This is a genomic window from Rhizobium sp. SVR5-2C (assembly GCF_056755115.1).
In genome coordinates this window covers 1-16,129 of sequence record NZ_JBNDHT010000022.1, presented here as the reverse complement: position 1 = coordinate 16,129, position 16,129 = coordinate 1, and the positions used below count along the sequence as shown (strand labels likewise).

Sequence of the window (16,129 nt, the reverse complement as noted above, 5' to 3'; positions counted from 1 at the left end):
GCGATCTGTCGCTCCGCGCCTGCCAGTCGCCTTGCGCTGCCAAGGCTGCGCTCGGGTGGACTATAGCGTGAAACCCCACGAAGGTCAGGGGTTTCGGCGCCTCTTCGGCCGTAAAGGCAAAATAGGACAGCAACCCTGTCCTATTTCATCAGTTCTATGCCAGAAACCTGTCCACTTCGCAAGAGCGTTCGATTAAAAAATCGTCAATTTGCGACGGAAGATTGCCGGGCACCGCAGAATCGCGAAATAAAATTACCGCGCATCGCCGCATTTTGTTTATTGATTGCGGAATTCAATTTTTGTGATGCATTGCGAGGCAGATGCTTGATCGCGTGAAGCTTTGGCGTAATGTCCTTTGCCGAACGTGCCCTTATCCCATCTTTTCCCCACGGTTTTCCATGTTTTTTGCTTCTGATAACTGGGCTGGCGCCCATGAATCCATTTCCAAACGTCTACTCACCGCTTCCGCCGGTTTCGCTTCGGCATACGGAACCAGCGATCTCGATAAAAAGGTCGAGAGTCGCTTTTCCGAAGTCTTCGAGCGTGACGTCGCGGTCTTTTTTGTCGCAACCGGCACGGCTGCAAATTCTCTTTCCCTGGCGAGCGTCCAGCGCCCCGGTGGAATCACGTTCTGCCACTCGGAAGCCCACGTCATCGAGGACGAATGCGGAGCACCGGAATTTTTCTCCGACTCGGCCCGCCTGGTTGCGGTGCCGGGAGAGTTCGGCAAAATCGATCCGGCAAAACTCTCGGCAAGAATCGCAAGTTTCCCTGAAAATGCCGTGCACCATGGCCGCGCCAGCGCGGTAACCATCACCCAGGCGACCGAAATCGGTACGGTCTACTCTCTACCTGAAATCGGAGAGATTTCCGCCATCGCAAAGAAGCGCAGTCTGCCGCTCCATATGGACGGCGCGCGCTTCGCCAATGCGCTCGTTGCACTTGGCGCAACGCCCGCCGAGATGACATGGAAACGCGGCGTAGACATGCTTTCCTTCGGCGGCACAAAGAACGGCTGCTGGTGCGCGGAGGCGATCGTCTTCTTTAACCCGGAGCAGGCGAAGGAAATGCCCTTCATCCGCAAACGCGCCGCACAGCTCTTCTCCAAGTCACGCTTCATCGCCGCCCAGTTCGACGCCTATTTCGAGAACAATCTCTGGCTCGATCTAGCCCGCCACTCGAACGGCATGGCCGACAGGCTTCGTTCCGGCATCGGCGCCAGCAATTCTGCCCGGCTTGCCTGGCCGACCGCTTCCAACGAGGTCTTTGCTGTTATTAGCAGGAGTGCGGCCAAAACCGCCGAGGAAAAGGGCGCGAAGTTCTACGAATGGCCAGTCCCGGCTGCAACTCCGGAACTCGTCGGCAATAATGAGACGCTGGTCCGCCTCGTCACCAGCTTCGCCACGACAGAAGCCGACGTCGACGGCTTCCTGAAATGCCTGGCGGCATAAAGCCGGCAAGGCTAGTTTTGATGACCATACATGGCGGATTGCGGCGCACCGTGATCCGCCTTTTCCGCTTCGTGCCCGATCAAAACGATCACCATTACACAGGCCACCAGGCCTGAAATGAATAGTGCTCCATACATCATCGGTCCGTCCTCCCTCGCCCCGAGCGACGACCATTGCAAGCTTCTAATGTACGAGCCGGAATCTAACCAAACAGCTAAGTGACAGGGTTGAGAGGGGCTTAAAACCGCAAGCGGCCGGTTAACCTCTAACAGCGACTACTGCGGTCCAGCCTGCATGTGATGGATCGGTTTGCCGTCCACAGCGATAGCTTCTGAAGCCTGCAGTTTCTTGATGTCCTCCTCGGAAAGTGTCGGTCGGTCTACCTTGAGCGTGAGCTTGTTGAGCTTGGCCGTCAATGCAAACGGGGGTTGGTAATCGGCGTCGTTGACGCCGGTCAGCGTGTCGGAGCCGATGTCGAAACTCTCATCCCACTGCAGAATCATGGGCAGTGTGCGCTGCATTTCCTGGGTGGCCACGACTTTGCCATCCACCTTGAGGGTGCCGGTTCCAGGTCGGCCGAGGCCGCTCATATTGTTGTACGCAAGCGTCCCGGTTCCAAGGCCGTCATACTTGAAATCGAATTCTATGGTATGCCGGCCGGGCGTCAGCGCGTCCGGGCCTTCCCACTTGACGCGCTTGAGGTCGACCAGGTTCCAAAGGAAGACCGGCTTGCCCTTCAACAGGTAGAAGCCGTAACCGGCGAAGCGCCCGCCCGAGGTCAGGATCATGCCCTCCGCGCCGCCTTGGGGCACATCGATGTCCGCGGTGATGGCGTACGAGCTATTGAGGATGGAGGGAGAGTCGCCTTGCGGCAGGCCGACCATCGGGACGGTGTAGGTGAACTCCATCCGCCCGGCGGTGATGTTCGGGCGCGGCGCGACGATGCGGGCTGCCACCGAGGCATCCATGGGGAAGACCTGATGCTTCCTCGCCTCCGCGATGAACAGTTCCTTAAGTTCCTTGACCTTGTCGGGATTCTGGTCGGCAAGGTTCTGCGACTGGCTGAAGTCCTTGCTCAGATCGTAAAGTTCCAGCACCTGGTTGTTCAGCGGGTCGGGATTGGCGGCGCCGAAGGCTTCCCACGGCGCGCGGTTCACCTTCGTGCTGAGCAACCAGCCATCATTGTAGAGCGCCCACTGGCCCATCATTTCGAAATACTGGGTCTTGTGCCGTGACGGCGCCTTGGCGTTTTTCTCATCGAATGTATAGGCGAAGCTGGTGCCCTCGATCGGCGCTTGCTTGATCCCGTCGACCATTTCTGGGGCGGGTATCCCCGTTACTTCGAGGATCGTCGGCACCACGTCGATGACGTGCGTGAACTGCTGACGCAGCCCGCCCTTGTTGCTGATGCGCGCCGGCCAGGAGACCGCCATGTTCTGCCCGATGCCGCCGAGCCTGGAGGCGTTCTGTTTGAACCATGTGAAGGGCGTATCGAAAGCCCAGGACCAACCCGCGGACATGTGGTTGTAGGTCTGTTCGGTGCCCCAGACATCGTACCACTTCATCTGGACGTCTGTTGGCATCTCGTTGATGCCGTTGAAGAACGCGACCTCGTTGGGTGTGCCGAGGGGACCACCCTCCGCACTCGTGCCGTTGTCGCCGTTGATATAGATGACGAGCGTATTGTCGAGCTTGCCCATGTCGTCGATGGTCTGGATGACACGCCCGATTTCGTGATCGCTGTAGGCGACATAGGCTGCGAAAACGTCGGCCTGTCTGATGAAGAGCTTCTGGTCCTGCGGCGTCAGGTCATCCCAGTTCTTGATGATCTGCGTTGGCCAAGCCTCCAGCTTCGTATCCTGGGGGATTACCCCCAGCCTCTTCTGGTTCTCGAAGATCTGCTCGCGCAGCTTGTTCCAGCCCTGGTCGAAGAGATGCATGCTGCTGATCTTGTCCACCCACTCCTTTGTCGGGTGATGCGGTGCGTGCGTCGCGCCCGGCGCGTACTTCACGAAGAAAGGTTTGTCGGGCGACGTCTGGTTTAAGCGGCTTAGGTAGTCAATCGCGTCATCCGCCATTCCCGTAACCAGGTTCCATCCCGGCTTGCCCTCGAAGGGGTAGATCTGGGTGGTGTTGCGGAACAGGTTTGGCTGCCACTGGTTGGCGTCGCCACCGACGAAGCCGTAGAAATATTCGAAGCCCATGCCGGTCGGCCACTTATCGAAGGGGCCGATCGAGCTGGCGGCGAAGGCCGGAGTATTGTGGTCCTTGCCGAACCAGGAAGTGGCGTAGCCGTTGTCGCGGAGGATCCGGCCGATGGTCGCTTTGTCCTCGGGGATGATGCTGTTATAGCCCGGGAAACCCGTGGATTGCTCGGAGATTACGCCGAAGCCGACCGAATGGTGGTTGCGCCCGGTAATCAGGGCGGCCCGCGTCGGCGAGCACAGTGCGGTGGAGTGAATGTTGTTATAGCGCAGCCCGTCGTTGGCGATGCGATCCATGGTAGGTGTCGGAATCACGCCACCAAAGGTGCTCGGCACACCAAATCCCGCATCATCCGTGATGATCAGCAAGATGTTGGGCGCCCCCTTCGGAGGCACGATACGCGGCGCCCACCATGGCTTTGACTGCAAGGCATCATCCGTGATCACGCCGCCGAATTTCGGATCTGGCGCTGGCAGTTGTTTTCCGTCGATCGCGGTCGTGGCGCCCGGTGAGCCGAGCGTGCCGGAAATTTGCGCCTCTGCGGCATTCGCCATGCCGCCCAATGCGGTTACTGTCGTTAGGCCAAGCGCACACGCGAGACGCCTATACAGCTTCGGGCACATTGTTGATCTCCCCTCTTGAGAGGTATCCGCGACGCCGGTTCAGGAGTTTTGCTCAATGACTGCATATATCGAGGCGATATCTGGACGCGCTTGCGCGCACAGATTCCCGAACGGTCTACGGGGCTCCCCTAGTTCGCAAATTGGCGGCGCAAGTCTACATCACCGTCCGAATGGTTAAATTAGGTAATTCTAATAAAAAGCGCCGCTGACTGTTTGTGGAGTGCTTGTAAGCGGCTCCCTCGGACCAAATGGGTCAGTAGTGGCACCTATTGCTGCCTCAGTTCCTTTAAAATTCTTCACTAGCGGGAACTTTTCGGGAACAATTTCATTGATAACTAGAAAGGCGAAAAGCGATGAAAAAGTTAGCTGTCGTGTTCATCTCAGCTGTGACTGCCTTGACCAGCGTACTGCCTGCGGAGGCATTTCCTGCGATCAACCTCACCAAGCCGAAAGTCGTATCGAACATAGAGCAGGTTCGGGATGGCGATTGGAGCGGATGGAGCAACTTCGCTAGGCGCCGCTATCTTAAGAGCTGGCGCGGCAATCGCGGCTCATATTATGGCAGTAACCGTGGGTATCGTGGCTACCGCTATAACAACTATTATGGGCACCGGTACCATCATCATAATGACGATAACGACGCGGCGGCGATCATCGGCGGACTGGCGCTGGGTGCGATCGTCGGTGGGGCGTTAGCTCAGCCCTACTATTCTGCCCCCTACTATGGCCCACCGTCCTCTGCGTATGGCGGGAATTCTCATACAAGCTGGTGCTACAGCCGATATCGCTCCTATAGGGCCTGGGACAACACGTTCCAGCCGTACTATGGCCCGCGCCGGCAGTGTATTTCGCCTTTCTAATCAGCAGAAACAAACCCGCCACCCGGCGGGTTTTTATTCCTGTGGAGTCGATCGCAACCGCCGCACCTTGCCGAGGATGTCGTCCGACAGCGCCGCGACAAGCGCCTGATCGGCGCCCTTGCGCGGCACCAGCACGAATTCCACATCTTCCAGTGCCGGCAGCCTCGCCGTGCTGATTTCTTTCAATCCCGATGGGGCCATGCTGCGTGGCTGCACCAGTAGGCCCATTCCGGCCCGTGCGGCCGCCGTCAGGCCGCTCAGGCTGCCACAGGTACAGACGATCCGCCAAGGCACCTGCTTCTGGCTGAGGGCTTCCAGGGCAATGCTCCGTGTGACGCTGGGCGCCGGAAAGGCGATGAGCGGCAGAGGCGTCTGTGCCAACACATATTCGGGATCGCGCGCCAGCCAGACCAACGGCTCGCGATAGATAAGCCGACCGCGCGCATCGCCGAGGCGGCGTTTCGCGAGCACCAGATCGATCTCGCCGTTGTCCTGCATCTCATAAAGCGCGCCCGACAATGCCACCGTAAGCTCGAGGTCCACCGACGGATGCGACCGCACGAAGTCCTCCAGGACCGCCGACAGCTGGCTCGTTACAAAATCTTCCGAGACGCCGAGGCGAAGCCGGCCGCGCAGACGAGTGCTCTTGAACAGCGCCTGCACCTCGCCTTCGATGGAAAGCATCGTTCGGGCGTGTGAGAGCAAGGCTTCGCCATCTGCCGTGAGAACGACCCTATGAGTGTCGCGCGCCAGGAGCTTGCGACCGAGCGCGGTCTCAAGCCGCTGGATATGCTGGCTGACTGTCGATTGCCCGAGGCCGAGGCGCTCGGCCGCGAGCGTGAAGCTGCCCATCTGTTCGACGGCAACAAAGCTGCGCAGCTGCGTAAGATCAAGCATGACAATCTCGATTCACGATAACTGTTATTCCTTGCATCCTGAATCATAATTTGAGACAAGGCAATGAACTTCTGGAGTCCCGAGATAACTTCATGCGCCGCTTTTTGCCCGATACATTTACAATCCTGCTCGTTTGCACCGTCATCCTTGCCTCGCTCCTTCCGGCAAGCGGCACCTTTGCCAACTACTTCGGCGACGCCACGACGCTGGCCATCGCGCTGCTCTTCTTTCTGCATGGCGCGCGCCTTTCCCGCGAGGTCGTCATCGCAGGCCTCCTGCACTGGCGGCTGCACATCGTCATTCTTCTGACGACATTCGCCGTGTTCCCGCTGCTCGGCATGGCGCTCGGCTTCATTCCGGAGTCAATCCTGCCGAAGCCGCTTTACCTCGGCATTCTGTTTCTTTGCGTGCTGCCGTCCACGGTTCAGTCTTCGATCGCCTTTACCTCGATGGCAGGCGGCAACGTGCCCGCGGCGATCTGCTCCGCATCGGCTTCGAACATCTTCGGCATGTTCCTCACGCCGCTGCTCGTCGGCCTGCTCTTTTCGGTCGGCGGCCATGGCGGCTTTTCCTGGGACGCCCTGGAACAGATCCTATTGCAGCTCCTCGCCCCATTCATCGTCGGCCAGGTTCTGGAGCCTTGGATCGGCGGCTGGATCCGTTCGAAGAAGAAAATCCTGATGCCCGTCGATCGCGGCTCGATCCTGATGGTCGTTTACCTGGCCTTCAGCACGGCAGTCGTCGAGGGTCTGTGGCACACCTTTTCGCCGCGAGACATCGCCGTCGTCATTGTTCTCGACACGCTGCTGCTCGCTTTCGTGCTCGCCTTCACCATGCACGGCAGCCGCCTTCTCGGCTTCAACAAGGCCGACGAGATCACCATCACTTTCTGCGGCTCGAAAAAGAGCCTGGCAAGCGGTGTACCGATGGCAAGCGTCATTTTCGCCGGCCAGTCGATCGGCGCCATCGTTCTGCCGCTGATGCTCTTCCACCAGATCCAGTTGATGGTCGGCGCCGTGATCGCCCAGAAGTACGCGGCCGCGGCAGCACGAAGGATAACCGAAGAGAAGGTCGCCGCGGCAACCAAAGCCGCGTAGGCAACCTCCAGCGAACAGTGCGCCAAGCTCCCTACTCCTTCGTCAAGCGGGCGGCGACAAACGCCGCGCCGCCGATCGCAACTGTAGCAAGAAGGATGGCGAACGCCGTGGCGCCCGCAGCAAAGCCTGTCAGATCGATGAGATAGCCTGTCGCGACGGGCAGCAATCCGGCCGGGATGTACCCGCCGAAATTGAGAACCGCATTGGCCTCGGCGCGACGATGAGCCGGTACATGCAGGCCGATCAGCGTCAGCCCGCCCAATTGTCCGAGGCCCTGCCCGGCACCCGCCAGTAGCGCGGCGGCGACCAATACAGTCGCGATCGAGCCGTTCACTGCAACCACAATGCCCAACATGGACACGACGCTCGCCGCCGACCCGATCATGAAGATCGTCCTGACCGGGAGACGGCGGACGGCGAACTGAACGCCTGTCGCCGTCAGGAACATGGCGCAGGCCATGCCTCCGGCAACAAGCGGGCTGGTGACATCGAGAAGCCGCGAAAGGAGCGACGGACCGAGCGACAACACAAAGGATGTTGCCGTAATACCGGGACCGAACACTGCTATTCCGAAGGCAAGGTGCTTGCGGTTTGGCTGTGGCACGCCAGGCAGACGCAGCCGCCAGCCGTCACTCGGCGCTGAACGCTTCAGCGGCAGGATTGCGATCGCGATGAACGCGCTGACGAGTATCAGGAACTCCGCCGCAAAAATCGGCAATACGGGCTGCGAAAGCACCTGTGCCGAGGCACCGGCGAGCAGCGGGCCTAGGCCCGCCCCCAGAACCATTGCCACGGACGCCGCAAGAGATGCGGTTTTTCGGCGCTCCGGACCACCCAAATCGACGACCGACGCCATCCCGGCCGACACAATCACGCCAACGGCAATGCCTGACAACAGACGTGCGATCACCAGCATTGCCACGGATTCGGCCGCGGCAAACAGGAGACAGGCCGCCATCGCGGCGAGGAGACCCGGGATCAGAACCGGTTTGCGCCCATACCGGTCGGAAAGCTGTCCGGCGACGAGCAACGCAAGCAGTAGGCCGAAGATATAAGCCGCGAAGATAACAGTGAGGGTTGCTGACGAAAAACCAATCTCACCCTGCCAATGGACATAGAGGGGCGTCGCAGAGTTCGAGAGGATGAAAACCGCCGTTACGATCCAGGCCGCCGCCCACATCCGCCATGGCGGCGCCTCTGCTGCATAGCGCGGATCAGCATCTGATTGGGATTGGACTGTCATGATGAAGACGACTCCGGCTGTACGATCTTTTTCGTACTATAGTAGTTCGAGATAATTCGTACAATACGGTTCGACAAAAGTCGTACATGGTGCTATAGATGCCTGCATGTCCAAACAGCACATCGCCATCGAAGATCCCGCGCACCACCGGCCCCCGGCCTTGCCGGAACCCGCAATTGATGAATTGCGATTGGAAACGGTCATGGGGGCGCTCGCCGATCCTCTGCGCCTCACCATCATTCGTAGGCTGCTGTTGGAGTCGGAAGACTATGACCATACCTGCGGGTGGTTCGGTTTCGACCGGCCGAAATCCTCTTTGACACACCATTTCAAGGCGCTGCGCGAGGCTGGTCTCATCCGCCAGCGGCAATATGGCCTTGAGCGTCGCAGCCGCGTCCGCGCCGAAGACCTGAACGAACGCTTTCCGGGCCTGCTCGATCTCGTGGCGGAATGGACGCCCGCCGCGCCAGTCAAATAGCCGCATCCGAGATGGCGGCGGGTAAGGGATAGGGAATCGGTCCATCCGGCCTGACCGCCCGGCAATAAAAAAGCGGCGCTCAAACGAGCGCCGCTGCTTATCCTGTCCTCAGAGGGATCGGTTAGTTCGCGACCTGAGCCTCGATAGCCTTCGGCGCGCTTACCGGCTCTGCAGCAATCGCGATCTTGCGAGGCTTCATGGTTTCCGGAATGCTGCGAAGAAGGTCGATGTGAAGCAGGCCATTCTTCAGCGAAGCGGCCGTCACCTCGACATGGTCGGCAAGCTGGAAGCGGCGCTCGAAGGCGCGCTTGGCGATGCCGCGATAGAGGAATTCGCTGCCTTCCGCATTTTCTTCGCTCTTTTCACCCTTGACGGTCAGAGCGTGAGCCTGAGCTTCGATCGAGATCTCGCTTTCATCGAAACCAGCAACGGCCATGGTAATGCGGTAGGTGTTTTCGCCGGTGCGCTCGATGTTGTAGGGCGGATAGGTCTGCCCCTGATCCGGCTGAGCAAGGCTGTCGAGCATCGTGAAAAGACGATCGAAACCGACGGTGGAACGATAAAGGGGAGAGAAGTCTACGTGACGCATTGTGTCCTCCTGGGAAGCGACGTGTTGCGATAAATATGCCCTGAAACCCCATATTCGGCAGCTTCGGGACGGTTCCGCGGACCCGTTTGGCGCCCGCAAAATTGAGATGGTGATGGTCTTTCCGAAGTTCAAGTCCTCTTCAAAGCACGGTGAACGGGGCATGAACGCAAGGTTCGGCGTCTGTTCAGCAGTGCATCTGTAAATTCCATATTGTCGGGTATTAAAACTGGCCCGATGGCTGAAGTGCATCGTCCCTTCTTCTTCAGTCCGCCTTATGGCCGGCGCCGGGTACTCCTCAATTGCCCCGCCGGTCTCTTTTTATCCGTACTGTCCCTTAGCAGTTGATTTTCAGTGGCCGTTGATTATGCCTACGATCAGGCGGCATCGAAAGCAGGCTCATGGACAGCGTCCTCATCTCGACACCTGATAACCCGGTCCCGGAAAACTGCACCGAGGGCTACTTCGAGACGCACGATGGATGGAAGCTGCGCTACGCCGTGTTTCGGTCCGACGCTTCGGTCGCGAAGGGTACCGTCGTCATTCTTCAGGGGCGCAACGAGTACATAGAGAAGTATTTTGAGACGATCCGCGATCTGACGGCAAGAGGCCTCTGGGTTGCGACCTTCGATCTTCGCGGCCAGGGCGGCTCGCCGCGGCTCATCAAGAAGCGCCAGCATGGCCACGTGCGACGCTTTTCCGATTATGAGCGGGACCTCGACACCTTTCTGGAAAAGGTGGTACTGCCCGACACCCGCCTACCGTTCTATTTGCTCGGCCATTCGACCGGGGGCCTGATTGCGCTTTCGGCTGCGCCTTATCTTGGAACACGCATCGAGCGCATGGTGCTGTCCGCGCCGTTCCTAGGCCTGATCGGCCAGGTCGCGTCCACCGCAACCATTCGCCGTCTCGCCGCCACGGCCTGCTCGCTCGGCCTTGGATCGCTGCCGTTGGCCCGCAAAATGCCGGAGCTGCCGTTCCGCGACAATCCGCTTACCTCCGACGAGGTGCGTTTCGAGCGGAACATCACGATGATGAAGGAGCATCCGGAACTGATGCTCGGTCCGCCGACTGCGCGCTGGCTGCGTGAATGCTTCACGACGATCGACAAGGTCCTGACGCCGAACCACCTTTTCTCGATCAACATACCGACAGTCGTCATTGCCCCGACCCGCGACGGCGTCGTGCCCTACATCGCGCAGGAGCGGCTCTCCCGTTATTTCCGCGCGGGACAGCTCGTGCCGGTCAACGGCGCCCGGCATGAGATTTTTCAGGAGCGCGACGTCTATCGCGCAGCCGCCCTGGCAGCGCTCAACGCCTTTATTCCGGGCAGCGACGCCGAGGCCGTTGAAAAAGTTGAGGGAATCGGTGTTTGAGCGGGTAGAGGCCTAGCGCAGAAGCGCAAGCGCCTGCTCGTAAACGGCCCGACTTCCGGCGGCAATGATCGAGCCGCCGTTCTCCGGCCGTCCGCCGTCCCAAGTCGTGACGATGCCGCCGGCATTCTCGATCACCGGAATGATCCCGCCGACATCGTAGGGCTTCAGACCATTTTCGATCACGAGATCGACATGGCCGGCCGCAAGCAGTGCATAGGCATAGCAATCAATACCGTAGCGGAAGAGCCGGACTTGGCTTTCGACCTTGCGATACCTGTCCATTTCTTCGCCGGTAAAGAGATGCGGCGAGGTGGTGAAAAGGATCGCGTTGGAAAGCGTGCCGCAATCGCGCGTCCTCAACCGCCGTTCGCCCTCCGGCCCCGAGTAGATAGAGCCGTTTTGATCGGCAAAATAGCGTTCACCGGTGAACGGCTGTTCGATCATGCCCATGATCGCCCGGCCGTTCTTCTGCAGCCCGATCAACGTTCCCCATACCGGCAGGCCGGAAATGAAGGCGCGCGTTCCATCGATGGGGTCGATCACCCAGACATATTCGCGATCGAGGCCCATATTGCCGTGTTCCTCGCCAAGAATGCCATGGTCGGGAAAATGCTCTTCGATTAGTTTTCGGATTGCGGCTTCCGCCGCCTGATCGCCCTCGGTAACGGGGTCGAAGCCGCTTGAAAGCTTGTTCGTGACATCAAGGCCGGAGCGGAACCGTGGCAGGGTTTCCGCCTTAGCGGCTTCCGCCAAGCGATTGAAGAACGAGCGGTCGGGAAGCATGAAACATCCGTTTTCTGGCGATAGTGCCGCTTTTCATAGCGGAACTGCCTTCGAATGCAACTGCACTAAGCAAGGCGCCAATAGCTGCCCGATTTTTTTGCAGTGCAAAATAATGATTGACAATTGTGCATCGCAGCAATACTCTCCTCATGCAGTCTCTCGACTGTAAATGCCCTCCTTGGGTGTTTCCTCCCTAGACTCGCCGCGCTGCACAGCGCGGCTCTTTTTTGACCGCTGTTTGGCAGCTCACTCGGCCGCAAGCGCCGTGTCGGACGCGAACTGCTGCACATAGCTCGCCATCTGCTGCATGAAACTGGTAACAGCCTTAACGATCAGCGGAAAGTCGGCGCGCTTTTCCAATGTGACTTCATCGACGTAGATGGCCCGGTTCACTTCGATCTGCAGCGCATGTAAACCCCGCGAGGGACGGCCGTAGTGCTCGGTAATGAAGCCCCCGGCGTAGGGTTTGTTGCGGATCGCCGTAAAGCCCATTTCCTCGAGGATGCTGATCGCCGTTCGCGACAGCTCCGCCGAAGCACTGGTGCCATACCGGTCACCGATGATGAAGTCCGGCCGCGCATTGCTGCCTGCGACCCGCACGTTGCCCGGCATCGAATGGCAATCTATCAACACGCCAAAGCCGAACTGCACGTGGGTACGCGCGATCAAGCGGCGCAGCGCGGCATGATAAGGCTTGTAGACGCTCTCGACGCGGTCGAGCCCCTCCTCCACCCTAAGCCGCCGTGCATAGATTTCCATGTTCTCGGCAACGATCCGCGGAATCGTCCCCAGCCCGCCTGCGACACGCAGCGAATTGATGTTCGCATAGGGGGGCAGGAGCCCCTCGAACATGCGCGGATCGAGCTCGTAAGGCTCGCGGTTTACATCGAGATAGGCGCGAGGGAAGTTGGCGAGAAGCAGAGGCGCGCCGAGCAGACTGGCTGCTGCAAACAGCTCGTCGACATAGTGATCCTCCGATCGGCGGATGGAAATGCCTTCGAGCCGCGACTGGGCGATAAATTCCGGTGGATAAATACGGCCACTATGGGGAGAGTTATAAACGAATGGAATGGTCTGCGACACGGGCTCACGGATCTCAAAAAGCTCGTATTCGCGGATTTCCGGCACCTTTTTCCCTCTTAACCATGTGATAGGACGGCTGCTTCGCCCATGTTGCCAGTTGCGTTACCTCAAGTCCATACTATGGATAGGGGATGACAGCCACGGCTAGCCAATTCACCGGTTGTTTACCGGGCAAAGTCTAGTGTAAATGGCTGGAACCTCCCACCAAAACCTATCACCATCGGTCTGGATAATGACTCAGAAGATACTGCTTGCCGAAGACGACAACGACATGCGCCGCTTCCTCGTAAAGGCGCTTGAAAAGGCTGGTTACAAGGTTCTTTCCTACGATAACGGCGCAAGCGCTTACGACAGGCTTCGCGAAGAGCCCTTTTCGCTGCTGCTGACCGATATCGTCATGCCGGAAATGGACGGCATCGAGCTCGCCCGCCGTGCGACGGAACTCGATCCGGACCTCAAAGTGATGTTCATCACTGGGTTTGCCGCCGTCGCCTTGAACCCTGATTCGAAGGCGCCGAAGGATGCAAAGGTGCTTTCCAAGCCCTTCCACCTTCGCGATCTCGTCGAAGAAGTGAACAAAATGCTTGCCGCATAAGGCATTCCGTTGGCGCGTCACAAAACTTCAAAAAAGCCTATTGACGGTTCCCAAGGTTTTGTGATCTATGCGCCGCCATCGGATGGGCGTGTAGCTCAGCGGGAGAGCACTACGTTGACATCGTAGGGGTCACAGGTTCAATCCCTGTCACGCCCACCATCCAATTACTTGATATTCAAGATGTTTCAGGCTCCTTCGGGAGCCTTTTACATATTTCCCCTTAGGTTCAGCGAACCTGAGGCAAAACGATGATGGAGCGCGGGCAGTGCGAGCAAGCTGTAGTCACGCTCTCGATATGATCGGCGGCCATTGACCACGGATGGGCTGGCACCGGAATAGAGGTGATGGGGACCCGGCTTCTAGATTGCGACCGTTTGCCACGGGAACATTTTTGAAACTCCGTCTGTTGAAGCAGCGGACCAAGCGGAGTGTAGTCCCCGATATCCTTCCCCGCCAGGTCCAGAACCGGCGCTGTTCCGAAAGGACAGCACTACGATGCCCTGTCGCAGGCCATGACTCATAGCAGCCAGTGCTGCGGACGTATGAGAGGAGAATGGCAAATGATGAAAGCAATATCGCTAGCCGCTTTCGCGGCACTTATCGCCTCGTCGGCTTTCGCGGCGAATAGCTTCTACGTTGGTCACCCGGCCAAAAGCAGGAACTGCATGGTCACCGAGGTGAAACCAGACGGGAAGATGATGATGCAGGTCGGCAAGGCTCACTCGAGCAGGGCTCTTGCAGAATCTGCAATCAAATCAAGCTCTGCCTGCACTCACTAATGGGATCGGGCGCCGTCTCGCCGCAGCTCGGCAGGGCGGCGCCGCCTCGTCGACGCTCATCCTCTCCAGGTTGTACCTGTTCTGGTTCCTTCGGGAGCTCGTCCATCGTTCGCTTTATATCCGCCAAACCTAATTGGCGCTGAACACAGCATCCTGCTAGGTGAAACCAGAGCTCAGGAAGAAACACCTAGCTCCAGACGAGAAGACTTCTGTTGATGCTCCCAGTTCAGCCATCCGGCCAGTTCGCGCGCCTCCTCGTCGGAAAGCATGTCCATAACCATTCCACCGACCACGGTCGCCTTGCCGGTGACCACATCGAGCACCGTCCGGTAGATATTAAGGTTGTTTTGAACAATGAACCTCTGGGTTGCCATCGGGAATACCTCTGATCGTAAAAGGGATATCATCGACCACGTGCACAAAATCCGGCGCGGCATCGTCTGGCTTGACGGGACTCGCCTTGGGAGTGAGCAAGCCCCTGCACCAGATCAGGTCACACGGTGCGATTGCCTTTGCAGGCATCTGTAGAAGACCATTTTTGCAGCTTCAAATAAAGAGATGCATTCGCATCAGCCACGTTATCCAATCGTATAAAGCCTTCCTTACACAACCCTTTTAGGAATTATCCGAACGGCGTTCCGCAAACGTCCAATCCGAGGTCCGTGGGGAAAGCGTCGCGTTGCGAGAATGACGTTCATTTACGGAGATCGGCCCAATTGGTCTTGGGCACCGAGCAGTCGCGTCTTGTTGCGCAAATCAGCGCCGCCGGCACGGCTCACACGAGGTTAAAACACCATCAAGTACTTTATTTGGTAAGCGTGGCGTCTACCGATAAAGTTGCTGCGGTCTGCAGCTCCGGCGCCTCAGGAATGGCTACGATGAAAAACATCGTGAATGCATAGACTGAGAACAGCGTCAGCACCGCGGTCAATCGAATCATTCAGTATCTCCTTATTTACAAGGAGCAGATTGAACCATCTGACCGGTTTCCCAAAATGTTTTCTGAACGGGAGATGAACAAAAACTTGTTACAGGCCATTTTAACGATATTTTTACAACATATTTGGGGAGCTTGGCCGGGGGTTATAACCTGCAGGAAGGAGCTTGAATCGGCCTGTGCTCCCTTCGAGCTAATCTTGTGAATCGCAGAAACGGCGACTAACCGCTGGACATTAGCAGCAAGAAATGTTTGCCTAGGGGTCGGCTAGGTCAGCGGTTGGGGAGACGCGATGGAAATCGAAGAACTGCTCGACATGCAGGAGTGCGGAATACGCGATCGGCGCCTTGGTCGCCGACTGAGCGACAATCCGATGTCGCGGCCGGAATTGATGCCGATCCGGGATGCTGCCGAGTTTGAGGCTTGGTATGCCCGCTACGAGGCTTGGCGGTTTGGCTGGTCCGTCGAGGATGCGAGCCGCCGTCACTGACGAACGTTTGACAGGCGAGATCCGTTCATCCAGTTCGAGCGGGCCGAGAGATTAAGAGGGCGACCGTCATTGACGGTCCCGCTTCCAAGAACGGGCCGCTATCCCTGCAGCGGCCCGTTTTCTTTGCACCGGCAAATTTCGGACACAGAATGATGCGAATCCGATTCGACAAGCCAGCATGACGGGATTCCTGAAAAGATGAGACTGACAGTGATTGCAGTTACGGCCCTTTCCGCCGTAGCTTTCGCCTCCGGCGCCAGCGCCGGGTCCCAAAACTTTCCAAGCGCCGGCGTGACGACGCTTGGAGGTAAGTGCGCGAAGCTCGTCGTCGGCAAGGTCGATGCGTCGAAGGGCTGCAAGGGCGAACTCGCGAGCGTCGGACTGCCGAACGGTCAGGTAACCTTCATCTTTACCTCAGGCGGCAAGATGCTCGGCTTTCAAGGCGATGGCACCGCGATCAAGGCAGCCTCCAACGGCAATGCCCGCATTCCCCTCAATCTGGTGACGACGGGTGTCGGCGAGAAGATGACTGGGCAGGTGAAGGTGGCAGGCACCTGCACCTTCGGCAATCCCTATAGCGGCAAGCCGGTCGCGATCGAATGCACCGCGGAAAGCAAGGACACGACCTTTACGGGCAGTTTCAGCA

The 16,129-nt window shown here is 58.4% G+C and carries 16 protein-coding genes and 1 tRNA gene; 9 read left to right on the top strand and 8 right to left on the bottom strand.

The window, feature by feature from the left end:
- Window positions 1-398: 398 nt before the first annotated feature.
- Window positions 399-1,451, top strand: coding sequence for a threonine aldolase family protein (locus ACPYOI_RS08890; RefSeq protein WP_481416035.1), 1,053 nt, complete (start codon window positions 399-401; stop codon window positions 1,449-1,451).
- 275 nt (window positions 1,452-1,726) lie between these two features.
- Here the strand turns inward: ACPYOI_RS08890 and ACPYOI_RS08885 are convergent, their stop codons facing one another.
- Window positions 1,727-4,210: an arylsulfatase gene (locus ACPYOI_RS08885; RefSeq protein WP_481416091.1), complete on the bottom strand. Its 2,484-nt coding sequence runs from the start codon at window positions 4,208-4,210 to the stop codon at window positions 1,727-1,729.
- A 422-nt stretch (window positions 4,211-4,632) separates the two neighbouring features.
- Here ACPYOI_RS08885 and ACPYOI_RS08880 point away from each other — a divergent pair, with 422 nt between their 5' ends.
- Window positions 4,633-5,139: a BA14K family protein gene (locus tag ACPYOI_RS08880; RefSeq protein ID WP_481416034.1), complete on the top strand. Its 507-nt coding sequence runs from the start codon at window positions 4,633-4,635 to the stop codon at window positions 5,137-5,139.
- Window positions 5,140-5,172: 33 nt separating this feature from the next.
- On the opposite strand, the gene ACPYOI_RS08875 is transcribed toward ACPYOI_RS08880, so the two are convergent.
- Window positions 5,173-6,036 carry a LysR family transcriptional regulator gene (locus ACPYOI_RS08875; RefSeq protein WP_168831471.1) on the bottom strand — a complete coding sequence of 288 codons (864 nt, stop codon included), beginning with the start codon at window positions 6,034-6,036 and terminating at the stop codon, window positions 5,173-5,175.
- Between the two features lie 92 nt (window positions 6,037-6,128).
- On the opposite strand from ACPYOI_RS08875, the gene ACPYOI_RS08870 reads away from it, so the two are divergent.
- Window positions 6,129-7,133, top strand: a complete 1,005-nt coding sequence (locus tag ACPYOI_RS08870; protein ID WP_481416033.1) for a bile acid:sodium symporter family protein — start codon at window positions 6,129-6,131, stop codon at window positions 7,131-7,133.
- A 31-nt stretch (window positions 7,134-7,164) separates the two neighbouring features.
- Here the strand turns inward: ACPYOI_RS08870 and ACPYOI_RS08865 are convergent, their stop codons facing one another.
- Window positions 7,165-8,376 carry an MFS transporter gene (locus tag ACPYOI_RS08865; RefSeq protein ID WP_481416032.1) on the bottom strand — a complete coding sequence of 404 codons (1,212 nt, stop codon included), beginning with the start codon at window positions 8,374-8,376 and terminating at the stop codon, window positions 7,165-7,167.
- Between the two features lie 106 nt (window positions 8,377-8,482).
- Between ACPYOI_RS08865 and ACPYOI_RS08860 the strand changes: the two genes are divergently transcribed.
- Window positions 8,483-8,854, top strand: coding sequence for an ArsR/SmtB family transcription factor (locus ACPYOI_RS08860; RefSeq protein WP_481416031.1), 372 nt, complete (start codon window positions 8,483-8,485; stop codon window positions 8,852-8,854).
- A 121-nt stretch (window positions 8,855-8,975) separates the two neighbouring features.
- Here ACPYOI_RS08860 and ACPYOI_RS08855 read toward each other — a convergent pair whose 3' ends face one another.
- Window positions 8,976-9,443 (bottom strand): Hsp20 family protein, encoded by a 468-nt coding sequence (locus tag ACPYOI_RS08855; protein WP_168831468.1) that lies wholly within the window; start codon window positions 9,441-9,443, stop codon window positions 8,976-8,978.
- A 398-nt stretch (window positions 9,444-9,841) separates the two neighbouring features.
- On the opposite strand from ACPYOI_RS08855, the gene ACPYOI_RS08850 reads away from it, so the two are divergent.
- Window positions 9,842-10,816 carry an alpha/beta fold hydrolase gene (locus ACPYOI_RS08850; protein WP_481416030.1) on the top strand — a complete coding sequence of 325 codons (975 nt, stop codon included), beginning with the start codon at window positions 9,842-9,844 and terminating at the stop codon, window positions 10,814-10,816.
- 12 nt (window positions 10,817-10,828) lie between these two features.
- Here ACPYOI_RS08850 and hisN read toward each other — a convergent pair whose 3' ends face one another.
- Window positions 10,829-11,599: a histidinol-phosphatase gene (gene hisN / locus ACPYOI_RS08845; RefSeq protein WP_481416029.1), complete on the bottom strand. Its 771-nt coding sequence runs from the start codon at window positions 11,597-11,599 to the stop codon at window positions 10,829-10,831.
- Window positions 11,600-11,845: 246 nt separating this feature from the next.
- Complete coding sequence (locus tag ACPYOI_RS08840; RefSeq protein WP_481416028.1) at window positions 11,846-12,727, bottom strand: N-formylglutamate amidohydrolase; 882 nt, start codon at window positions 12,725-12,727, stop codon at window positions 11,846-11,848.
- Window positions 12,728-12,914: 187 nt separating this feature from the next.
- Here ACPYOI_RS08840 and cpdR1 point away from each other — a divergent pair, with 187 nt between their 5' ends.
- Both cpdR1 and ACPYOI_RS08830 read left to right on the top strand, forming a co-directional pair.
- Window positions 12,915-13,277 carry a response regulator CpdR1 gene (gene cpdR1, locus ACPYOI_RS08835; protein ID WP_007527565.1) on the top strand — a complete coding sequence of 121 codons (363 nt, stop codon included), beginning with the start codon at window positions 12,915-12,917 and terminating at the stop codon, window positions 13,275-13,277.
- A gap of 84 nt (window positions 13,278-13,361) precedes the next feature.
- Window positions 13,362-13,436 (top strand) — tRNA-Val (locus tag ACPYOI_RS08830).
- Window positions 13,437-14,229: 793 nt separating this feature from the next.
- On the opposite strand, the gene ACPYOI_RS08825 is transcribed toward ACPYOI_RS08830, so the two are convergent.
- Window positions 14,230-14,430, bottom strand: coding sequence for a hypothetical protein (locus tag ACPYOI_RS08825; RefSeq protein WP_481419544.1), 201 nt, complete (start codon window positions 14,428-14,430; stop codon window positions 14,230-14,232).
- 431 nt (window positions 14,431-14,861) lie between these two features.
- Window positions 14,862-14,996 (bottom strand): hypothetical protein, encoded by a 135-nt coding sequence (locus ACPYOI_RS08820; protein WP_481419543.1) that lies wholly within the window; start codon window positions 14,994-14,996, stop codon window positions 14,862-14,864.
- A gap of 289 nt (window positions 14,997-15,285) precedes the next feature.
- Here ACPYOI_RS08820 and ACPYOI_RS08815 point away from each other — a divergent pair, with 289 nt between their 5' ends.
- On the top strand, window positions 15,286-15,483 hold the full coding sequence (locus tag ACPYOI_RS08815; protein ID WP_168831463.1) for a CrpP-related protein: 198 nt from the start codon (window positions 15,286-15,288) through the stop codon (window positions 15,481-15,483).
- A 198-nt stretch (window positions 15,484-15,681) separates the two neighbouring features.
- A partial coding sequence (locus ACPYOI_RS08810; protein ID WP_481422798.1) for a hypothetical protein occupies window positions 15,682-16,129 on the top strand: 448 nt, incomplete at its 3' end.

What these genes read in the sequence shown, in the direction of transcription:
- ACPYOI_RS08880 (WP_481416034.1), top strand. Translation starts at nt 4,633, where the DNA reads ATGAAAAAGTTAGCTGTCGTGTTCATCTCAGCTGTGACTGCCTTGACC.
- ACPYOI_RS08850 (WP_481416030.1), top strand. Translation starts at nt 9,842, where the DNA reads ATGGACAGCGTCCTCATCTCGACACCTGATAACCCGGTCCCGGAAAAC.
- hisN (WP_481416029.1), bottom strand. Translation starts at nt 11,599, where the DNA reads ATGCTTCCCGACCGCTCGTTCTTCAATCGCTTGGCGGAAGCCGCTAAG.
- ACPYOI_RS08890 (WP_481416035.1), top strand. Translation starts at nt 399, where the DNA reads ATGTTTTTTGCTTCTGATAACTGGGCTGGCGCCCATGAATCCATTTCC.
- ACPYOI_RS08875 (WP_168831471.1), bottom strand. Translation starts at nt 6,036, where the DNA reads ATGCTTGATCTTACGCAGCTGCGCAGCTTTGTTGCCGTCGAACAGATG.
- ACPYOI_RS08825 (WP_481419544.1), bottom strand. Translation starts at nt 14,430, where the DNA reads ATGGCAACCCAGAGGTTCATTGTTCAAAACAACCTTAATATCTACCGG.
- ACPYOI_RS08860 (WP_481416031.1), top strand. Translation starts at nt 8,483, where the DNA reads ATGTCCAAACAGCACATCGCCATCGAAGATCCCGCGCACCACCGGCCC.
- ACPYOI_RS08870 (WP_481416033.1), top strand. Translation starts at nt 6,129, where the DNA reads ATGCGCCGCTTTTTGCCCGATACATTTACAATCCTGCTCGTTTGCACC.
- ACPYOI_RS08865 (WP_481416032.1), bottom strand. Translation starts at nt 8,376, where the DNA reads ATGACAGTCCAATCCCAATCAGATGCTGATCCGCGCTATGCAGCAGAG.
- ACPYOI_RS08885 (WP_481416091.1), bottom strand. Translation starts at nt 4,210, where the DNA reads ATGGCGAATGCCGCAGAGGCGCAAATTTCCGGCACGCTCGGCTCACCG.
- cpdR1 (WP_007527565.1), top strand. Translation starts at nt 12,915, where the DNA reads ATGACTCAGAAGATACTGCTTGCCGAAGACGACAACGACATGCGCCGC.
- ACPYOI_RS08815 (WP_168831463.1), top strand. Translation starts at nt 15,286, where the DNA reads ATGGAAATCGAAGAACTGCTCGACATGCAGGAGTGCGGAATACGCGAT.
- ACPYOI_RS08820 (WP_481419543.1), bottom strand. Translation starts at nt 14,996, where the DNA reads ATGATTCGATTGACCGCGGTGCTGACGCTGTTCTCAGTCTATGCATTC.
- ACPYOI_RS08855 (WP_168831468.1), bottom strand. Translation starts at nt 9,443, where the DNA reads ATGCGTCACGTAGACTTCTCTCCCCTTTATCGTTCCACCGTCGGTTTC.